The sequence below is a fragment of the Micromonospora sp. NPDC005203 genome (genome assembly GCF_042872705.1).
Classification (GTDB): Bacteria; Actinomycetota; Actinomycetes; order Mycobacteriales; family Micromonosporaceae; genus Micromonospora.
Window position 1 is genome coordinate 196,710 of sequence record NZ_JBIAKV010000004.1, and the last position, 18,582, is coordinate 215,291.

Consider the following 18,582-nt stretch of genomic DNA (forward strand, 5'->3'; position numbering starts at 1 on the left):
CCCTCACGCGTCGACCTGCTGTCCGGATTCACCGTCGAGCACCACTTCGACCCCGGCCCGCACCGGCGCCGGCACGTCGTGGCCGAACGCCGAGTCGGTGGTCGCGGCCAACTCCTGTTCGAGGTACTCGCAGAGCAGATGACTGGTCACGAGGTGCAACTCCTGCACGACCTGGGTGTCCGGCGACGCGACGGCCAGCACTTCGTCGCACGCGTCGGCGAGGGGATTCGGGGTGGCGCCGGTGAGGGCCCAGGTGGTCAGGCCGGCGTCGCGGGCGGCCTGGGCGGCGCTGACCAGATTGGGGCTGCTGCCGCTGGTGCTGAGCAGCAGCAGGACGTCGCCGCGACGGCCGTGGGCGCGCACCTGACGGGCGTACACGTCGGTGTAGCCGTAGTCGTTGGCGATGGCGGTGAGCGCGCTCGTCTCGGCGTGCAGCGCGATCGCCGACAGCGGCTGGCGGTCGTCGTGCAGCTTGCCGACCAGCTCGGCCGTGAGGTGCTGGGCCTCGGCGGCGCTGCCACCGTTACCGGCCACCAGCAGGCGTCCCCCGGCGGCCAGCCGGTGGGCCAGGTCCGCACCCCAGCGGGCCAGTTGCGACTCACAGCGCCGGTACGGCACCAGCGCCGCGGCGAGGTTCGTCAGGTGGGTGTCGAGCAGGCTGCCGGCCGGCATCAGGCCACCACCCGGGCCGGTCGACGGACGGCGGCAACCTCGCTGTAGACCTCGACCAGCCGCTCGGCGGTGACCGCCCAGGAGTACCGCGTGCGGGCCCGCTCGCGGGCCGCCGTGGCGTACGCGAAGCGCCTGATCCGGTCGTCGAGCAGGCCCTGGATCGCGCCGGCCAGCGCCTGCGGGTCCCGGGCCGGCACGAGGTCGCCCGTCGTCCCGTCGACCACGGTGTCCCGGATGCCGCCGACGGCGGTGCCGACGACCGGCACCCCACAGGCCATCGCCTCCAGCGGGGTCAACCCGAACGGCTCGTACCAGGGTGCGGCGACCAGCAGGTCCGCCGAGCGGTACCAGCGGCCCATCTCCTCGCGGGGTACCGCGCCGACCAGGTGCACCCGGTCGGCCACCCCGCAGGTCTCGGCCAGTGCCCGCAGCCGCCGGGCGTACGGGTCGGTCTCCAGCAGCCCTTCGGGCGGACCGCCGACCACCAGGCACTCGGCGTCACCGACCAGGGCCATCGCGCGGATCACGGTCTGGAAGCCCTTGCGTTCGACAAGCCGGCCCACGGTGAGGATCCGGGCCCGTCCCGGCTCCCGGTCGGCGGCCGGCCCGAGCGGGGCGAACGTGGCGAGGTTGACCCCGGAGGGCACCACTGTCATCCGGGACCGGGGCACGCCCATCCGGACCAACTCGCCGACCTCGTCGCGGCACTGCGCGACGATCCGGTCCACCGAGCGGCCCAACTCGCGCTCGTAGGAGACCCGTCGGGCCGGGCTGGTGTCCTGCACGCCCTGGTAGCGGCGCTTCACGGTGCCCAGCGCGTGGTACGTCTGCACCACCGGCACCCCGGTCTGCCGGCCTGCGGTCAGCGCCGCCAGGCCGCTCATCCAGAAGTGCGCGTGGATCACCTCGGGCACCCAGTCCCCGCCCCGCCAGCGTTCGATCAGCCAGCTACTGAAGTCGCGCATGTGTGGCAGCAGCGCGTCCTTGGCCACCGGCTCGGCCGGGCCGGCCGGCACGTGCACCACGTCGTACCCGTCCGGGCTGCGTACGGTCACCGGCAGGTCGGGCGCGTCCCGGCGGGTGTAGACCCGCACCTCGTGCCCAGCGGCGGCGAGCGCGGCGGACAGCTCCGCGACGTGCGTGTTCTGGCCGCCGGCGTCCTCCCCTCCGAGGACGGCGAGCGGGCTGGCGTGCTCCGAGATCATCGCGATCCGCATACTTCCTCCTCCAGCAGCCGGTCCCAGTCAGCGAGGAAACGGTCGAGGCCGTACCTGTCCCGCGCGGCGGTGCGCGCCGCCGCGCCGGCCCGGCGCGCGGTTGCCGGTTCGGCGATGAACCGGCGGGCGGCGTCGAGCAGGACGTCGGTCCGGGTGGCCAGGGCGCCCGCCTCCGGAGGCACCGCCGTCACCGCCTCGGTGGTGGCGAGCGCGACGACCGGCATGCCGATCGCCATCGCCTCGATGAGGCTGAGCCCGAGCGAGGTCCACCGGCACAGGTGCAGGTACGCGCGCCGCCGGGCCAGCTCGGCGTGCATCCGGTCCTGGGGCACGTCGTCGTGGCTGACGAGCCGGTCGGCGGGCAGCCCGAGGTGGTCGGCCAGACCGGCGACGCCCATCCCGAACACGTCCAGCGGCGCGATCTCGGCGAACCGGGGCAGCAGGTCGGTGCCGGTGACCCGCCCCCGCCGCACCGGCTCGTTGATCACCACGGCGAGCCGGTCGAGTTCGCCGGTGTAGGTGACGGCGGGGGCGACGATGCCGTGGTCGACCACCGTGGTGCGGGTGGCCCCGGTGTCCCAGAAGATCTGGTTGAACCCGGTGACGTGGGCGATGAGCAGGTCGTCGCGGTCGGCCATGGGGTGCCGGGTGTTCGGCACGTCGCCCTTCGGTGTGTTGTGTTCGACGTAGACGGCCGGGATGTCGCGACCCGGGCGGCGACGCAGCCACGCCTCGGCCCGGTCGATCTCTTCGGGACGTTGCAGGATGACCAGGTCGACATCGGCGCCCGGCAGGTCCTCCGGGAAGACCTCGACCGCACCGTCCGGCCAGGGGTAGGTGCGGGCCCGGCCGAGGCCGTAGGGGCCGCGGTCGGGTGTGGTCGGGATCAGGTAGCGATGGCCGCCGTGCACGAACGACGTGGTCCAGGATCCGTGCACGTGCCAGAGCAGGATGTTCATCGCGGGCCACCACCACCGCTGACGGTGAGCGTCCGCAGCGCGTCGACCACCTCGTCCGGGTCGATGCCGCTCAGGCAGGGGTGCCCGGGGACCGGGCAGTTGGTCGCGCGGGTGTCCCGACAGGGTGCGGCGGCGTCACCGAGCCGGACGGTGGGCACCCGGTAGGGCCCCCACTGGCCGAACGGGACGGTCGGCGCGAAGAGGCTCACCACGGGCACGCCGGCCGCGGCGGCCAGGTGTGCGGGACCCGTGTTGCCGACCACGACCGCGCTGGCGTCCGCCATGATCCCGGCCAGGCCGGCCAGGTCGGTTCGACCACCCAGGTCGGTGCCGCCGGCCGCCGCCACCCGGGCGGTGACCGCGCGCTCGTCCGGGCCGCCGGTGACCAGCACCCGGTGCCCGGCAGCGGTAAGCGCCCCGGCGATCCGGGTCGCCACCTCCGGCGGGCAGGCCCGGCTCGACGCGGCCGACCCTGGGTGCAGCACCACGTACCCCGGGTCGCCGAGAGCGGCCGGACGCGGCGGCACGGCGTCGCGGCGCAGCCGGAGCACGGGGTCGTCGCCGGCGGGCAACCGGTGGCCGGCGGCGGCGGCGAGGGAGAGGGCACGTTCGGGTTCGGGAACACCCACCGGCACCCGGTGCCGGACGTCCAGCAGCGAACCCGGGTAGTCGTCGCTGATCGCCGCGATCCGGCCGACCCCCGCCATCCGCAGCAGCAACGCCAGCGGCAGCGCGGACTGATGGAACGAGGTGAACACCACCGCCTGGTCCGCACCGACCGCGCCCAGCCGCGCGGTCAGGCTCCGCACCGCCTCCGCGTCGACCGGTCCCGGCATCGGGTCGATCCACGGCAGCGGGTGCTCGATGATCTCGTCGACGCCGGGCAGCAGGTCGGCGGCGGCCCGGCCGCGTGGCCCACACAGCAGCACCACCCGCTGCGCTCCGGCCGCGACGGCGCGGATCGCCGGCCCGGTGACCAGCACGTCCCCCGCCGAATCCGAGCGGACCACCAACGCCGTCCGCACCTGGTCGTGCGGCGAGGCCGCGGGGCGCACGGCCTGTTGGCGGCGCAGGATCTCGTCCACCGCCGCCGGCAGGTCGGTGGCCACCCAGCCGGCCGCGGCGATCTCCTCCGGTCGGGTCACCGGGGTGGGCACCAGCACTCCCGCCGCCCCCGCGGCCAGCGCGGCGGCGACGTCCCGGCCGATGTCGCCCACCAGCACACAGCGGGACGCGGTCGTGCCCAGCTCCCGTGCGGCGGAGTACACCAGGCCGGGCGCCGGCTTGCGACAGTCACAGCCGTCGGCGTCGTCGTGCGGGCAGACCAGCCACGCGTCGAACCGGCCCAGCAACTCCTCGACCCGGGCGTGCACGGCCCGCATCTGCTCGCCGCTGAAATATCCCCGGGCCAGGCCCGACTGGTTGGTCACGACCGCCAGGCGTAGCCCGGCCGCCCGCAACCGGTCCAGCGCCGCCCGCGCCCCCGGCACCGGCCGCACCTTCTCCGGGTCGCCGTTGTACGGCACGTCCTCGATCAGGGTGCCGTCGCGGTCCAGCAGCACCGCGTCGTAGAGGACGGGTCGAGCGCTCCCGCCGGGGGTGCGCCCGGACCCGGCGGAACCGGCGCGGTCAGCAGCGGCGTAAACCGGGGCTGACCTGCGCTGATACGGATCCTCCTGGTCCTGTCGCACAGGCGGCGGGTTCCCTGCGCCCGAAGGAGTAAACGTCGTCGGTCCGGGGGTGGGCAGCCCGGAAAGGGGTGCCCAGATCGGCCTTACCCGCCGTCCGGGAGAAGCTAACCCGCCGGTCGTTAGCCCTCGCCCCACCGGGGGTATGGGAGCCCAGTGGCGATTGTGGAGAAAGTGATCGACGCGCCCCCGCAGCAGGTGTTCGACGTGCTCGCCGACGGGTGGACGTACAGCGACTGGGTGGTGGGCACGGCACACGTGCGTGCCGTGGACGACGCCTGGCCCCGGGTGGGCACCCAACTGCACCACCGGGCCGGGCCGTGGCCGTTCTCCTTGCAGGACGCGTCGACGGTGCTGGTCTGCGAGCCGCCGCACCGGCTCGTGTTGAAGGCGGGTCTCTGGCCGGCCGGCGAGGCGATCGTGGCCTTCACGCTGCAACCCGTCGACGGCGGCGCCACCCGGGTCCGCCTCGGGGAGGACTTCGCCGCCGGGCCGCTGCGCTGGGTCCGCAACAAGGTCAACGACCTGGTGCTGCACCTGCGCAACCGGGAGACGCTGGACCGGCTCGCCGACATCGCCACCCGACAGAAGGGGCCGCAGTGACACCGACGGTGGTGGTGACCGGGGCGTCCGCGCCTACCGGGCGGCTGCCGCGGCATCCGCAGCCGGTTCCGCTCGGCCGCAGCGCGGTGACCCCGCCGACGGTGACCGCCCCGCAGCGGCATCGACGCCGTCGCAGGCGCTGACCGCTCGTCGCGGCCAGCGGCACGCACCAGCCACGACCAGCGGGATCGATGCCCGCACCCGCCGTGGCACCGCCGTCCGCGACGCCCGGAAGGGGTGCCTCTTCAACCCGAATGTGACAACTGGATACCCTTTCCGGGAGCCCCTCTCCGCAAACCGAGGATGTCCACATGATCGAGCCTGTGCAGCTGCCGTCGCCGTGGCGGGACGCACGCCTGACCGTTGTCGTGCCCACCTACAACGAGGCGGGCAACCTGCCCACGCTCGTGGAGCGGGTCCTCGCCCTGCCGCTGCCCGGCCTGCGCATCCTCGTCGCCGACGACAACTCCCCCGACGGCACCGGCGACGTGGCCGACAAGCTGGCCATCGAGCATCCGGACCGGGTGGAGGTCGTGCACCGGGCCGGCAAGGAGGGCCTCGGCCGGGCGTACGTCGACGGGATGACCCGGGCGGTCGAGGGCGGCGCCGAGTACGTGGCGCAGATGGACGCGGACCTGTCGCACCCGCCGGAGGCGCTGCCGGGGATGCTGGGCGCGCTGCTGTCCACCCAGGCGAGCGTGGTGATCGGTTCCCGCTACGTGCCCGGTGGGGAGCTGGACGAGAACTGGCCGCTCTACCGTCGGGCGCTCAGCGGCTGGGCGAACCTCTACGTGCACACCCTGTTGCGGGTGCGCATCCGGGACCTGACCGCCGGTTTCAAGATCTGGCGCGCGGACGCCTTGCGTGACATCGATCTGGGCCGGGTGCAGTCCAACGGCTACAGCTTCCAGGTGGAGATGCACTACCTCGCCACCAAGTTGGGCCACACCATCCTGGAGGTGCCGATCCGCTTCGAGGAGCGGCGCGACGGCGACTCCAAGATGACCACGGCGACCAAGGTGGAGAGCGCCCTGATGCCCTTCCGCCTCCGCAACAAACACCGCAACATCACCCGCTAACCCCCACCCCCACCCCCTGCCCCACCCACCCGGCCTCACCCAACCCGCAGGGGCGGGGGGCCGGCGGGCAGGGGGTTAGTTGGGGTAGATGGAGCGGTGGGCGGTGGCGATGGCTGCGGCGTAGGCGCGGCCGGTGAGGGCGCGGTCTCGGGCCAACGCCGCGCGGGCCGCGTTCGCGCCCGGCGCCCCGTGGACACCGCCGCCGGGATGCGCCGACGCGCTGGCCAGGAAGAGCCGGTCCACCGGGGTGTCCGCCCGGCCCAGGCCGGGGATCGGGCGCAGGAACAGCTGCTGGTACGCGGCGGCGGTGCCCCCGCCGAGCGCACCTCCGACCAGGCTCGGGTTGTCCCGTTCCAGCTCGGCCGGCCCGGCCACGTGCCGGCCGACGACGAGCTGCCGGAAACCCGGCGCCGCCGCCTCCAGCACGTCCTCCATGCGCTGCACGTGCCCGGCGACGTCCTCGGCCCGCCAGTCCCGCCGGAACGGCAGGTGTGTGTACGCCCAGAGCGACTCGGTGCCCGGCGGGGAGTGGCTGGGTTCGGCCACCGACATCTGCCCGACCAGCAGGAACGGGTCACGGGGCAGCTCGCCACGGGCCAACTCCCCCGCGTACCGGGTCAACCCGTCGAGGTCCGCGCCGAGGTGCACGGTGCCGGCGCCGGCCAGCTCCCGGTTGGTCCAGGGCACCGGCGCGCAGAGAGCCCAGTCCACCTTCAGCGTCGACCCGTCCCACCGGAAGTGCGCCAGGTCCTCCACCAGCCGCGACGGCAGGGCCGCCGCGCCGACCAGGTCGAGGAACAACGCGGGGGCGGGCACGTCGGCGAGCACGGCCCGGCGGGCGCGCCACAGCGTGCCGCCCTCGGTGCGGACCCCCATCGCCCGGCCGCGGGCGGTGAGCACCCGGTCGACGCGGGCGCCGTAGAGGATCGTCCCCCCGCGCTCCTGGAGCCGGGCCACCAGCGCGTTGGTGATCTGCTGCGCGCCGCCCTCGGGCACCGGCCAGCCGATCTGTTGGCCGAGCATGGCCAGCAGCCAGCCGTACACCCCGGAGCCGGCCTCCTCCGGCGCGAGGTCGGTGTGCAGGGCGCAGCCGGCCAGCAGGGCCGGCCCGCCGGCGCCGTCGAAGAGTTCGTCGCCGAGTTTACGGACCGGCACCACCAGGCGTCGCGCCAGTCGCAGCGCACCGGCGACACGCAGCTGACGCAGCAGGCCGAGCCCACCGCGTACCGGTGGGAACGGCGTGGTGATCGCCGTCAGCATCGGCTCGGCCACCTCGCACCAGTCGGTGTAGGCGTTGAGCCAGCGCTTGCCGTCGCCGGGGGCGAACCGCTCAAGGGAGGCGGCCGTGACGTCCGGGTCCCGGTTGATCACCGCGGCCCGACCGTCCGGCAGCAGGTGCGCCAGTACGTCCGGCGCATGCCGCCAGGACAGGCCGTGCCGACCCAGGTCGAGGCCGCGCAGCACCGGTGAGGCGTACCCCAGGGGGTAGAAGGAGCTGTAGAGGTCGCTCAGGTAGCCGGGCGCGGTCACCTCGGCGGAGCGGATCGCGCCGCCGGGCACCGCGGTCGCCTCCAGGACCACCACCTCCCAGCCGGCGTCCGCCAGCAGGTTGGCCGCCACCAGGCCGTTGTGACCGGCCCCGACGACGACGGCGTCCACGCGCTGCGCGGCGGTGCTTGTCATCCGATCCGCCTACCCGGCGCGCAACCGGGCGAAACGCGTTTGCCCGGCCGGGGCCGGGGCATGCAGCGCCGCATGTACACGGTTGCGCAGTTGGTGGGTGGCGTGTGGGGCGCGGGCGGGGACGGCGGTGAACTGGTGGTGCGCGACCCGGCGGACGACTCGCCGGTCAGCACGGTGCCGGTGGCCACCGCCGACGAGGTCGGCAAGGCGACGCAGGCGGCTCGCAACGGGGCCGCCCAGTGGGCGGCGACCGCGCCGGCCGAGCGGGCCGCCGCACTGCACCGGGCCGCGGACGCCGTAGCGGAGGTCGTCGAGGAGCTGTCGGCGGCGGTCACCTCCGAGATGGGCAAGCCGTTGGCGGACGCCCGCGGCGGCGTCGAGGCGGGTATCGGCACCCTGCGACAGTACGCGGAGCTGGCTCCGCTGCGCGGCGGGCGGACGCTGAACGGCGCACCGGACGCGCTGGACTTCATGGCCCCGCAGCCGCGCGGTGTGGTGGCCGTGCTGACGCCCTGGAACGACCCGGTGGCGGTCTCCTGCGGGCTGCTGGGTGCCGCCCTGGTGACCGGCAACGTGGTGCTCTACAAACCGAGCGAGCGGGCTCCCGCGACCGGTTGGCTGCTGGCCCGGGCCCTGGACGGGGCGTTGCCGGCCGGCGTGTTGTCGCTGCTCACCGGCGGCCCCGAGGTCGGTGCGGCGCTGGCCGCCCAGGAGGTCGACGTGGTGGCGCACGTGGGATCCACGGCGACCGGGCGGGCGATCGCCGCCGCCGCGGCCCGCACCGGCGCGAAGGTGGTGCTGGAGAACGGGGGCAGTGATCCGTTGATCGTGGACGCGGGCGTGGACCCGGAGTGGGCGGCGGAGCAGGCCGCGCTGGGCGCGTTCGCCAACGCGGGGCAACTCTGTGTGGCGGTGGAGCGGATCTACGTACACCGCGAGGTGGCCGAGGACTTCGTGGCCGCGCTGGTGCGGCGTGCCACCGCCCTGCGGGTCGGGCCGGGCACGGACCCGGACACCGAGTTGGGTCCACTCGTCGACCGGCGGCACCGCGATCAGGTCCACGGGCAGGTCGCGGCGGCGGTGGCGGCCGGCGCCCGGGTGCGGGTGGGCGGCGAGGTGCCCGGCGGGCCGGGGGCGTTCTATCCGGCCACCGTGGTCACCGACTGCCGGCACGACATGCCGTTGGTACGGGAGGAGACGTTCGGGCCGGTCGCCCCGGTCGTGGTCGTCGACTCGTTCGACGAGGCGCTGCGCTGCGCCGCGGACTCCCCGTACGGGCTGGCCGCCAGCGTCCTGACCACGTCGATGAGTCACGCGCAGCGGGCCTGGCGGGAGCTGCCGGTGGGCACCGTGAAGGTCAACGCGGTGTTCGGTGGCGCGCCGGGAGGGGCCGCGCACCCACGACGGGGCAGTGGGCAGGGCTTCGGCTACGGCCCGGAACTGCTGGACGAGTTCACCGCCACGAAGGCGGTGCACATCGAGGCGCCCGGCGGCGGGCAATGGTGAACGGTACGGGCGGACGCAGGGGTGGCGCGTCCGCCCGTACCGTGTCGGTGTTGTCGGCCGCGGCGGTGGTCAGTCGCCGCGAGCCTTGCGGGTGGCCCGGTCGTTGGCCTTCTGGATCGCCGTGACCAGATCCGGTTTGGTCATGCTGGACCGGCCGGGTACGTCGAGTTTTCGGGCCACCGCCATGAGGTGGTCCTTGCTGGCGTTGGCGTCGACTCCACCGGCGGTGGGGGCTCGCCGTTCCGGCCCGCCGCCGGCGGCCTGCTGGTCACTAGGACCCTTGCGGCCCTTCGGCTCCCAGTGGTCGCCCACCTTCTCGAACTGGTGCTTCACCGCGGCGAAGGCGGTGCGGTGCGACCGTTCCCCCTCGCCGTAGGTCTCCACCGCCGAGTCGTGCGTCTTCTCCCAGGTGCGCTGCGCCTTCTCCGGGGAGCGTCGCAGCGTGCTGGGCAGGTCCTCGCGCCCGGGCATCTCGTCCTCCTCCGTAGCGACAGGGTCACCCTGACCGTTCCCCGTTGACGCGGCGGCAAACCATACGCGCGGCGAGCGCGACGCCGCCGAGTTTCTCGATTTCCCGATCCGGGTATCGGGGGCCAGGCCCGACCGGACGACCGGTCATACCGGTGGCCGGGGCGCAGGGAGCGGCATGACGACCACGGAGCCCGGTACGACGCGCGACGACGCGCGCGGCACGCCTGTTCCCCACCGGATGCGGCAGTTGAGCTGGCGGACCTGGCGTGGGGTGCTGGTCCGCAGCGTGCAGAACTTCGTCAACGACAACTGCTCCGACTGGGCCGCCGCGCTCACCTACTACGGGGTGCTGGCGCTCTTTCCGTCCGCCATCGTGGTGGTGGCCCTGGTCGGTCTGGTCTCCGATGGCGAGCGGACCCTGGACACCGTGGTCGACCTGGCCAACCAGGTGGGCGCCGGGTCGGTGCTGACCAACGACGACGGCGGCGTGGTCGGCGTGCTCCGGTCCGTGGTGGTCCAGGAACACAACGCCAAGGTGCTGCTGAGCTTCGGTCTGCTCGGCGCGCTGTGGTCCGCGTCGGGGTTCATCGGCGCGTTTACCCGGGCTTCCAACTCCATCTACGGGGTGACCGAGGGCCGGCCGGTGTGGAAGTTGCGGCCGATACAGATCGGCCTGGCCGCGGTGACGCTCGTGCTGCTCGCCGTGGTCGCCCTCGCGCTGATCGTCAGCGGCCCGGTCACCGACGCGGTCGGTGATCTGATCAACGCCGGTGGCCTGGCCCGGACGGTGTGGAGTGTGGCGAAGTGGCCGGTGCTCGCCATGGTCATGATGGTGCTGCTGTCGCTGCTGTTCTGGATCGCGCCGAACGTACGCCAACCGCGCTTCCGCTGGCTCACCCCCGGCGGCGCGGTGGCCCTGGTCTCCTGGACGGCGGTCTCCTTCGGCTTCGGCCTCTACGTGGCCACCTTCGCCTCGTACCGGACGACCTACGGCAGCCTGGGCGCGGCCATCGCGTTCCTGGTCTGGCTCTACCTGTCCAACTCGGCACTGATGCTGGGGGTGCAGATCAACGCCGAGGTGCAGCGCGGGCGGCAGTTGCAGGCCGGCGACCCCGACCCGGACGAGCCGGTGCTGCCGCCCCGCAAGCCCGCCGACGACTGAGCGCCGGTTGTCGCCCGGATGTCCGGCCTCCGGGCCGGTTCGTCGCCCGGTGCCGGTTTACCGGGCAGGGCGCCGGGTAGCGCAGAAGGCATGGAGCGTGGCAACAGCAAGCACGGACCGAGGATCGACGAACAGATGAGTCAGGAGGTCAGCGGCCTGGTACAGGGGCCGGGGACCGGTGGCTCTCGGGTCGACGAGTCGCGGGTGCCGGAACCGGCTGGCGAGGACCAGCCGGAGACGACCACCGCCCCGGCCGGCGACCTGCGCACCGGGACCCCACAGGGGATGAGTTCCACGGACGTCGAGCAGCGCAGCCGGCTGGGCCGGTTCATCTCGATGAGCGCGCTGCCGGGCGACCGCCTGGTGCTCATCGCCAGCGCCCGCGAGAACGAGGCGCCGGACGACATCGTGGCGGCGTTGGAGCGACTGCCCGAGGGCACCCTCTACCAGACGGTCTCCGAGGTGTGGGCCGCGCTCGGCAACAAGAACGAGACAACCCGCTGGTGACCGGATCCCCCCGATTCGACGACCACCAGCGACTGAAGGAGGTTCTCTGATGAGTGGCGTGACCGAACATGTGGACGTTTCCGTGCCCGTACGCACCGCGTACGACCAGTGGACGCAGTTCGAGCAGTTCCCCGAGTTCATGGAGGGCGTGTCGGAGATCCGGCAGATCTCCGAAACGATGACCCACTGGACCGTGGAGATCGCCGGGGTGAAGCGCGAGTTCGACGCCGAGATCACCGAACAGCTTCCCGACGAGCGGGTCGCCTGGCGCTCGACCGACGGCACCCAGCAGGCCGGCGTGGTGACCTTCCACCGGCTCGACGCGGACAAGACGCGGGTCACCCTCCAGCTCGAGTTCGAGCCGCACGGCGTGGTCGAGCAGGCCGGCGACAAGCTCGGCATCGTCGACCGGCGTGCCAAGGGCGACCTGGAGCGGTTCAAGACCTACATCGAGCGGCGCGGTCAGGAGACCGGCGCCTGGCGCGGTTCGGTGGACCGTCCGCAGCCGTGACCCTGAGCAGTGACACCGATGGCCGCCAGCGTCCTGGCGGCCATCGCCGTGTCCGAGCCCTGTCGCCCGTTTGCGATCATCGCGCCCGGGTACGGCTCAAGACATGACCGACGACAACATCAGGGTGTGGCGCGACGAGGAACGGCTTCCGCTGGAGGAGCTGGAGAAGGCGGTGTCGGGCTCCAGCCTCGACGGGCAGGCCGACGACGTGACCGGCAACGACGCCGGCGAGGAAGCCACGTTCGGGCACGGGCCGGCCGCCTCGGACCGCGACGGGCAGGCCCGGGGCAACAGCCGCGAGGCGACCGACCCGGAGCGCCCCTACCGTCCCTCCACCACCGGCCGAACCGGGCCGGACGTCTGACCCTCCCCGTCGGGCTGAGCCGGCACGGGCCGGCCGCTCGGGCGCCGGGCACCCCACTCGTAGAGCGCGATCAACGCCAGCGCGAGCACCACCAGGGCCGAGCCCAGCACCTGCACCGACGTGTTGCCGATCAACACACCCAGTCCGGCCGGGGCGAGCGCCGCGCCGATGCCGGAGGCACCGATCTGCAGGCCGATGGCCCGGTCGGCGTGGGCCGCGCCGACCCGGTCGGCGGTGGTGAGGGTGAGCAGGGGAAACACCGGCGCGGCGGCGAACCCCACCACGACCAGGCCGAGCACCGCCAGCGCGGCCGGCCCGGGGGCGGCGATCAACCCCGCGCCCACGGCCATTCCGACGAGACTGACGCGCAACACGAGCGTCGCCCCCAGTCGCTCGGCCACCACGCCCTGCACGACCCGGCCCACGAAGAGGCTCCCCCAGTACGCGGAGACGCAGCCGCCGGCCACCGCCGCGCCCAGACCCCGGCCCTCGGTCAGCAGCAGGAACGCCCACAGGCCGGCGGACACCTCGAGGGCGACGTACAGCGCGAAGGCGAGCGTGCCGGACCACACCGCCGGCAGCCGCAGGGTCGCCCCGATCGGAACCCGGACGGCCGCGGCGGGCGCGGCCCCGGCGGCCCCGGCGGCCCCGGCGGTGGCCGGGCTGTCGCGTCGCCAGGCCCGCACGGTGAGCGCGAACGCGATGGCGAGGGCGAACTGGGCGGCGGCCACGGTGCCGTACCCCCAGCGCCAGGACAGTCCGGCGCTCAGCGCCCCCGTCATGATCAGCGGACCGATCGCCACGCCCAGGCCGAAGAAGGCGTGCAACCAGTTCATGTGGCGCGGCCCGAAGACCCCGGCGGCGTACGCGTTGAGCCCGGAGTCGACCGCGCCGGACCCGAGCCCGAGCAGCAGCGCACAGCCCACCAGCACGGCCAGCACCGGGCTCAGGACGTAGCCACTCAGGGCCAGGCTGGCCAGCAGGGTGCTGGCGGCGAGCAGCGCGCCCACGCCAATCCGGGCGAGCGTGAACCCGGCCAGCACGCTGGACGTCAGGTAGCCGACGGTGCCCGCGGTGAGCACCAGACCGACGGCCTCGGTCGGTACGTGGAAGTCGTCCCGGATCGAGGGCCAGGCGACACCGAGCAGGCCGTCGGGCAGGCCGAGGCTGACGAACGCGAGGTAGGCCAGCAGGAGCAGGGCGGCGCGGGGGCGGGCGGGCGCGGTGGACACGGGACACCATCCTGCCGCAGGGCACTTTAGTGCCGTCGGCGCCCGATCGCCCGCTGCGCAAAGAAGTCGTGTCCGGAAGGTCGAGAAAACGGACAGCTCATCCAGAATCGGCCGATCGGAGGACGGCAAACGGACTGACTCGCGTAAGAATTTCGGAATGCATCAAGGCTCCGGAATCCTCTCGTCGCGTCAGCGCCGGCTCGCCTGGCTCGGCTTCCTGCTCGCCGCCCTGCAGGCACCCGTGTCCGCCCGGCTGGTCGCCGACGACTCGTGGCTGTTCAGCCTCTGCGTCGCGCTGATGGTGGCGACCGTGATCATCGTCGACGACGCGGCGCGGCGGCGTCCGGCCAACGCGACAAGCGACTGATCCACGCTGCCCGGCCGGTCGTCCGGCCGCTGTCCCGCTGCCTGCCTTCCTGCCCTGCAACGCCTGTGGTTCTCCCGTTGGCCCTTCTGCGCGGATCGACCCCTGCGGTCAGCGCCGATCGGCCAGTGGCGCAGCCGACATCCGCCGACTGGCCGACGGCGACACCGTCACCCGTCGGTTAGCCTCGGTCACCATGCGTGTGCCGTTCAACCGGGTCGCCACCCGTACCGCCGTCGACTCGACGCGGTCCACCCTGGCCGCCCTCACCGTGTCCCTCGGCACCGTCGGGCTCGCGGCCGCCGCCGCGCGACCGGGGCTGCTGGCCCTCGTCGACCAGCACGCGGCTGCCGTGCGGGACAGCCTCGACGGTGACCGCCAGCCGCTGACCGCCGCAGCCCTCGCCGGCTACGCCGAGGGCGTCCGCGCCGCCGCGCTGGAGCACGGGTGGGTCCCGCCGGACGGGCCGGTGGACTGGAGTCACCCGGAGTGGCTCCTCACCCGGCTGCTCGCGGTCTGCGCGCTGGCCCGCCCGCTCGACGGCGCCTGACGGGCGCGGGGAGGGCACCCCGCGCATCGCTGCGCGGAGCACCCTCCCCACCTGCCGTGCCGTTTCCGCCTCGCTACGAGCGGTACTGCGGAGCTTCCTCGTCCACCCGAGGCATCGCCTGGGTACGATCGCCCCCGCGGTCGGCCATCTGCCGCTCCACGTCGCTGCGCCCGGCCGCATTGGCCTGACGCTGCTGCTGCACCGCCCGAGCTTCCCGGGCGGCCCGGTCCAGCCAGCCGTCCCAGCGGTTCTGCATCGGCTTCACGAGACCACCACCGACACCGACGATCAGGATGCCGGCCACCGTGGCGAGCACCGCGATCAGCACCGGGGTCGTCACCGTGGTGGCGATACCCACCTGGTTCAGTGCGGCGATCACGCCGAGCGCGATGATGAAGATCGCCGTGAGGTCGGCCAGGACCTTGCCGTACGACAGACCGCCAAGCGCCCCGGTGACCAGATCCCGGACGGCGTTGGCGATCGCAGCCGCCACCACCACGATGACGATCGCGATGAACGCCCGCGGCAGCCAGGACACCACGCCACTGATCAGGTCACTGATCGCGTTCGGCCCCCAGACCCCGAACGCGAACTGCAGCGTGAACAGCAGTACGGCGTAGTACGCCAGTCTGGCCAGAATGTCGGAGGCGTCGTACTTCGTTCTCTCCAGGGCCCGTTTGATACCGCCACGTTCGACCGCTTGGTCGAAGTGCACCCGTTCCAGCACCGTATCCACGATCTTGAGGACGGCTCTGGCGATGAGCCAGCCGACCACCAGGATGACGATGAAGGCCACTGCCTTCGGGATGAAGAGCAGCACCGACCTCCAGGTGTCGGCGATGGCATCGCCGATGTCGGCCTGCCGAACCGCGAGGGTTTTCAGCATGATGTCCCTCCTGTCGCATGGACTGCGCCGGGCGCTTACCCGGCTACCGGTCCGGCAGTCCGCGCAACGCGCCGTGTTTTTCCCGGCCCGCCGACGAGCAGGGGTCGTGAACTGCCCAGATAGGCAGCGCGTCGGCCACGGCGACGCCCCGCCGCCATGATCGGATGCCTTTTCCGACGGGCCGACTAGGCTGCGAACATGCCAGGAACGGTCGGGCGAGTCCCCACGCCAGCAACTCCGGTCCCGGGTACGTCCACCGGCGCCGGTACGGCCGCTGCCGTGCTCGCCCACGACTGGGCCGGCACTGCGCTGGGTCCACCGGAGGGCTGGGACGTCGCGGTGCGGGCGGTGATCGAGCTGATCCTCGCCTCGCCGATGCCGATGGCCCTGGCGTACGGAGACGACCTCGTCCTGCTCTACAACGCCGGCTACGCCGAACTGCTGGGCACCAAACACCCGAGCGCCCTCGGCCGCCCGGCCGCCGAGGTGTTCGCCGAGATCTGGGCGCTGCCCGGCGTCGGTCAGGTGTTCGAGCGCACCTACCGGCAGGGCGAGCCGTTCCTGGAGAAGGAGTCCACCCTGCCGCTGGTGCGGGGGCACTCCGCGACGGTGGAGCAGGCGGTCTTCACCCGGGGCTACTCGCCGGTGCGGGACAGCACCGGGAAGATCGTCGGCACGTTGACGGTCGCGGCCGAGACCACCCACGTCACCGAGCAGTTGCAGAGCCTCAGCGAGGTGGCCGCGGCGCTCGCCGGCACGCTCACCCTCGACGACGTGGCCCGGGTGGCGCTGCGGTACGCGATCACCACGTTCGACCCGGACCAGGCCTCGTTCGCGGTCGACGAGGGCGGCGGCGGTTGGCGCATGGTGCGCCGGGTCCGCGGCGAGTTGCTGGACGAGGCAGACGAGCGGCTTCCTCCGCTCTGGCGGCGCGCTCCGGCGGACTGGTCGGCCCCGGTGGTGCAGGCGGCCCGCTCCGCCGGCCCGTTCTTCGTCCGCGACGGGCAGCCGCTGCGGGAGATCGCGGTGGACCGCCACGACCAGAAGATCCGCTCGATGGCGGCCCTGCCCCTGGGCACCTCGGTGGTGCGCGGCGGGCTCGCGGTCGGCTACCAGGTGCCGCACACCTGGTCGCCCGCCGAGCGGGCGCTGCTGGCGGCCTCGGTCGAGCTGATCGGCCAGGCCGCGGAGCGGGCCCGCCGGTTCGAGACCCAGCACGGCACGGCCCAGTTGTTGCAACGCAGCATGTTGCCGGAGCACCTGCCGGACCTGCCCCGGTTGCGGGTGGCGGCCCGCTACGACCCGGGGGTGGACGGCAACGCCGCCGGCGGTGACTTCTACGACGCGTTCCTCCTGCCCGGCGGCGCGCTCGGCGTGGTGCTGGGCGACGTCGCGGGTCACGACGTGCAGGCCGCCGCACGGATGGGACAGGTCCGGGCCGCGCTGCGCGCGCTCGCCCTGGCCGATCCGGCGCCCGACGCGGTGCTGGCCGGACTGGACCGGCTGGTCACCAGCCTGGGCGCGGAGGCCAGCACCCACGAACTGTTCGTCACCGTGGCGTTCGGGGTCATCGACGCGGAGCGGCGGGAGCTGACCCTGGCCAGCGCCGGGCACCCCGCGCCGCTGATCCGCCGCAGCGACCCGACGGGCCGCAGCTACGCCGAGTACGTCGACGTGCCGGCCGGCCCGCCGCTGGGTCTGGGCAGCCGGCCCGGCATCACGACTGTCCCGTTCCGTCCCGGTGACACCCTGCTGCTGTTCAGCGACGGCGTGGTGGAGCGTCGTCGGCAGAGCCTCAGCGCCGGGCTGGCCACCCTCAGCGACGCCGTCGCCAAGGCCGGCAGTGGCGACCCCCGTGCCCTCTGCGCGGTGGCCACGGCGGCGGTGCCCGGCGGCACCGAGGACGACGTGGCCGTGCTCGCGGTCGAACACGCGCTCAAGCCGAGCCGCTCGGCGAGCATGGAGGTACCCGCGGAGCCGACCGCCCCCAGCCGCGTGCGGCACTGGATGACCGGTCAGCTCACCGAGTGGCAGGTGGCCGAGTCGGTGATCGGGGCGGCGGTGCTGTGCACCAGCGAACTGACCACCAACGCGTTGCTGCACGCCGGCACCGCCGCCCGGGTGGAGATCGACCTCAGCCCCGAGCGTCTCCTGGTCTCGGTCGCCGACTCCGGCACCCGGGGCACCGTGACCCGGACCCGCACCGACACGTTGAGCAGTCGCGGGCGTGGCCTGGGCCTGATCGAGGAGCTCAGCGACGCCTGGGGCACCGATCCGTCGGTCCGCGGCTCCACGGTCTGGTTCGAGATTCTGACGCCGCCGACCGCGCGTCCCTGAGCCGCCCGACGGGTAGGAGGGCGCCATGCGTAGCGAACAGCCCGCCGGAGTTCTCTTCGACGTCGACGGGACCCTGGTGGACACCACATACCTGCACACCGTGAGTTGGTGGGAGGCGTTGCGCCAGACCGACCAGCCGGTGCCGATGGCGGTGGTGCACCGCTCGATCGGGATGGGTTCGGACAGGCTCCTCGACCACCTGCTCGGCCCCGAGCGGGACCGGGACGCCGACGCGAGGCTGACGGACGCGCACGACACCCTGTACGCCGAGTACTCAGATCGCCTCACCCCGCTGCCCCGGGCCGCGGACCTGCTGCGCGCCTGCGCCGAGCGCGGCCTGCGGGTGGTGCTCGCCACCTCCGCCTCGGAGCCCGAGGTGGGCGCACTGCGCCGGGCGCTGGCCGCCGACGACGTGATCGACACGGTCACCTCCTCGGCGGACGCCCAGCAGAGCAAGCCGGCCCCGGACATCCTGGTCGCCGCGCTGGAGCAGTCCGGGTTGACCGCCGAGCAGGTGGTCTTCGTCGGCGACTCGGTGTGGGACGTCGTCGCGGCCGGCAAGCTCAACATTCCGTGCATCGGGGTGACCTGCGGCGGCACCAGCCGCGGCGAGCTCGCCGGCGCCGGCGCGGTGGCGGTGTACGACGACCCGGCCGCGCTGCTCGAGGAATTGGCGGACTCGCCGCTGACCCGACCGCGCTGAGGATCACCCGGGTTCACCGGCACGTACGCGCATAGCCGGTGCCGTTGCGGGGCAAGGTCTGTCACCACCTGCCCCGCGCCCCGCGGGT

Annotated in this window: 19 protein-coding genes; 11 read left to right on the forward strand and 8 right to left on the reverse strand. The window is 73.5% G+C overall.

Annotated elements, in window-relative coordinates; translation table 11 throughout:
• Window positions 1-3 precede the first annotated feature (3 nt).
• From ACFYPM_RS12630 to ACFYPM_RS12645, 4 genes are read right to left on the reverse strand one after another with little or no spacing between them, the layout of a single operon-like run.
• The gene (locus ACFYPM_RS12630) at window positions 4-675 is read right to left on the reverse strand and encodes an SIS domain-containing protein (protein WP_387195436.1); all 672 of its coding nucleotides are present in this window, start codon (window positions 673-675) and stop codon (window positions 4-6) included.
• On the reverse strand, window positions 672-1,889 hold the full coding sequence (locus ACFYPM_RS12635; RefSeq protein WP_387194874.1) for a glycosyltransferase: 1,218 nt from the start codon (window positions 1,887-1,889) through the stop codon (window positions 672-674). The genes ACFYPM_RS12630 and ACFYPM_RS12635 overlap by 4 nt, the downstream gene beginning before the upstream one ends.
• Entirely contained in the window at window positions 1,874-2,848 is a 975-nt protein-coding gene (locus ACFYPM_RS12640) for a glycosyltransferase (protein ID WP_387194877.1), read from the reverse strand. Before ACFYPM_RS12640 ends, ACFYPM_RS12635 begins: the two co-directional genes overlap by 16 nt.
• Window positions 2,845-4,539 carry an HAD-IIIA family hydrolase gene (locus tag ACFYPM_RS12645; RefSeq protein WP_387194879.1) on the reverse strand — a complete coding sequence of 565 codons (1,695 nt, stop codon included), beginning with the start codon at window positions 4,537-4,539 and terminating at the stop codon, window positions 2,845-2,847. Before ACFYPM_RS12645 ends, ACFYPM_RS12640 begins: the two co-directional genes overlap by 4 nt.
• Before the next feature lie 162 nt (window positions 4,540-4,701).
• Between ACFYPM_RS12645 and ACFYPM_RS12650 the strand changes: the two genes are divergently transcribed.
• A complete protein-coding gene (locus tag ACFYPM_RS12650; protein WP_387194882.1) occupies window positions 4,702-5,139 on the forward strand; it encodes an SRPBCC family protein in 438 nt (145 codons plus the stop codon).
• A 311-nt stretch (window positions 5,140-5,450) separates the two neighbouring features.
• Window positions 5,451-6,218, forward strand: coding sequence for a polyprenol monophosphomannose synthase (locus ACFYPM_RS12655; RefSeq protein ID WP_387194885.1), 768 nt, complete (start codon window positions 5,451-5,453; stop codon window positions 6,216-6,218).
• A 75-nt stretch (window positions 6,219-6,293) separates the two neighbouring features.
• On the opposite strand, the gene ACFYPM_RS12660 is transcribed toward ACFYPM_RS12655, so the two are convergent.
• Complete coding sequence (locus tag ACFYPM_RS12660) at window positions 6,294-7,901, reverse strand: phytoene desaturase family protein (protein WP_387194888.1); 1,608 nt, start codon at window positions 7,899-7,901, stop codon at window positions 6,294-6,296.
• A gap of 72 nt (window positions 7,902-7,973) precedes the next feature.
• Here ACFYPM_RS12660 and ACFYPM_RS12665 point away from each other — a divergent pair, with 72 nt between their 5' ends.
• A complete protein-coding gene (locus ACFYPM_RS12665; protein WP_387194892.1) occupies window positions 7,974-9,407 on the forward strand; it encodes an aldehyde dehydrogenase family protein in 1,434 nt (477 codons plus the stop codon).
• Window positions 9,408-9,476: 69 nt separating this feature from the next.
• On the opposite strand, the gene ACFYPM_RS12670 is transcribed toward ACFYPM_RS12665, so the two are convergent.
• Window positions 9,477-9,878 (reverse strand): ChaB family protein, encoded by a 402-nt coding sequence (locus tag ACFYPM_RS12670; protein WP_387194895.1) that lies wholly within the window; start codon window positions 9,876-9,878, stop codon window positions 9,477-9,479.
• Window positions 9,879-10,053: 175 nt separating this feature from the next.
• Here ACFYPM_RS12670 and ACFYPM_RS12675 point away from each other — a divergent pair, with 175 nt between their 5' ends.
• From ACFYPM_RS12675 to ACFYPM_RS12690, 4 genes are all read left to right on the forward strand, one after another.
• The gene (locus tag ACFYPM_RS12675; protein WP_387194897.1) at window positions 10,054-11,040 is read left to right on the forward strand and encodes a YihY/virulence factor BrkB family protein; all 987 of its coding nucleotides are present in this window, start codon (window positions 10,054-10,056) and stop codon (window positions 11,038-11,040) included.
• A gap of 90 nt (window positions 11,041-11,130) precedes the next feature.
• Window positions 11,131-11,547 carry a DUF2795 domain-containing protein gene (locus ACFYPM_RS12680; protein WP_110564927.1) on the forward strand — a complete coding sequence of 139 codons (417 nt, stop codon included), beginning with the start codon at window positions 11,131-11,133 and terminating at the stop codon, window positions 11,545-11,547.
• Between the two features lie 49 nt (window positions 11,548-11,596).
• A complete protein-coding gene (locus ACFYPM_RS12685) occupies window positions 11,597-12,058 on the forward strand; it encodes an SRPBCC family protein (RefSeq protein WP_387194900.1) in 462 nt (153 codons plus the stop codon).
• A 103-nt stretch (window positions 12,059-12,161) separates the two neighbouring features.
• Complete coding sequence (locus ACFYPM_RS12690) at window positions 12,162-12,422, forward strand: hypothetical protein (RefSeq protein WP_387194903.1); 261 nt, start codon at window positions 12,162-12,164, stop codon at window positions 12,420-12,422.
• On the opposite strand, the gene ACFYPM_RS12695 is transcribed toward ACFYPM_RS12690, so the two are convergent.
• Window positions 12,380-13,654, reverse strand: coding sequence for an MFS transporter (locus ACFYPM_RS12695; protein ID WP_387194906.1), 1,275 nt, complete (start codon window positions 13,652-13,654; stop codon window positions 12,380-12,382). The genes ACFYPM_RS12690 and ACFYPM_RS12695 overlap by 43 nt on opposite strands.
• A gap of 157 nt (window positions 13,655-13,811) precedes the next feature.
• Between ACFYPM_RS12695 and ACFYPM_RS12700 the strand changes: the two genes are divergently transcribed.
• Complete coding sequence (locus ACFYPM_RS12700) at window positions 13,812-14,021, forward strand: hypothetical protein (RefSeq protein WP_387194909.1); 210 nt, start codon at window positions 13,812-13,814, stop codon at window positions 14,019-14,021.
• Between the two features lie 193 nt (window positions 14,022-14,214).
• Window positions 14,215-14,568 (forward strand): DUF6401 family natural product biosynthesis protein, encoded by a 354-nt coding sequence (locus ACFYPM_RS12705; protein ID WP_387194912.1) that lies wholly within the window; start codon window positions 14,215-14,217, stop codon window positions 14,566-14,568.
• Between the two features lie 73 nt (window positions 14,569-14,641).
• Here ACFYPM_RS12705 and ACFYPM_RS12710 read toward each other — a convergent pair whose 3' ends face one another.
• The gene (locus ACFYPM_RS12710; RefSeq protein WP_387194915.1) at window positions 14,642-15,454 is read right to left on the reverse strand and encodes a hypothetical protein; all 813 of its coding nucleotides are present in this window, start codon (window positions 15,452-15,454) and stop codon (window positions 14,642-14,644) included.
• Between the two features lie 198 nt (window positions 15,455-15,652).
• Between ACFYPM_RS12710 and ACFYPM_RS12715 the strand changes: the two genes are divergently transcribed.
• Together ACFYPM_RS12715 and ACFYPM_RS12720 are read left to right on the forward strand one after the other, a co-directional pair.
• A complete protein-coding gene (locus tag ACFYPM_RS12715) occupies window positions 15,653-17,791 on the forward strand; it encodes a SpoIIE family protein phosphatase (protein ID WP_387194917.1) in 2,139 nt (712 codons plus the stop codon).
• 25 nt (window positions 17,792-17,816) lie between these two features.
• Window positions 17,817-18,494, forward strand: a complete 678-nt coding sequence (locus ACFYPM_RS12720) for an HAD family hydrolase (RefSeq protein WP_387194920.1) — start codon at window positions 17,817-17,819, stop codon at window positions 18,492-18,494.
• The last annotated feature ends 88 nt before the right edge of the window (window positions 18,495-18,582 follow it).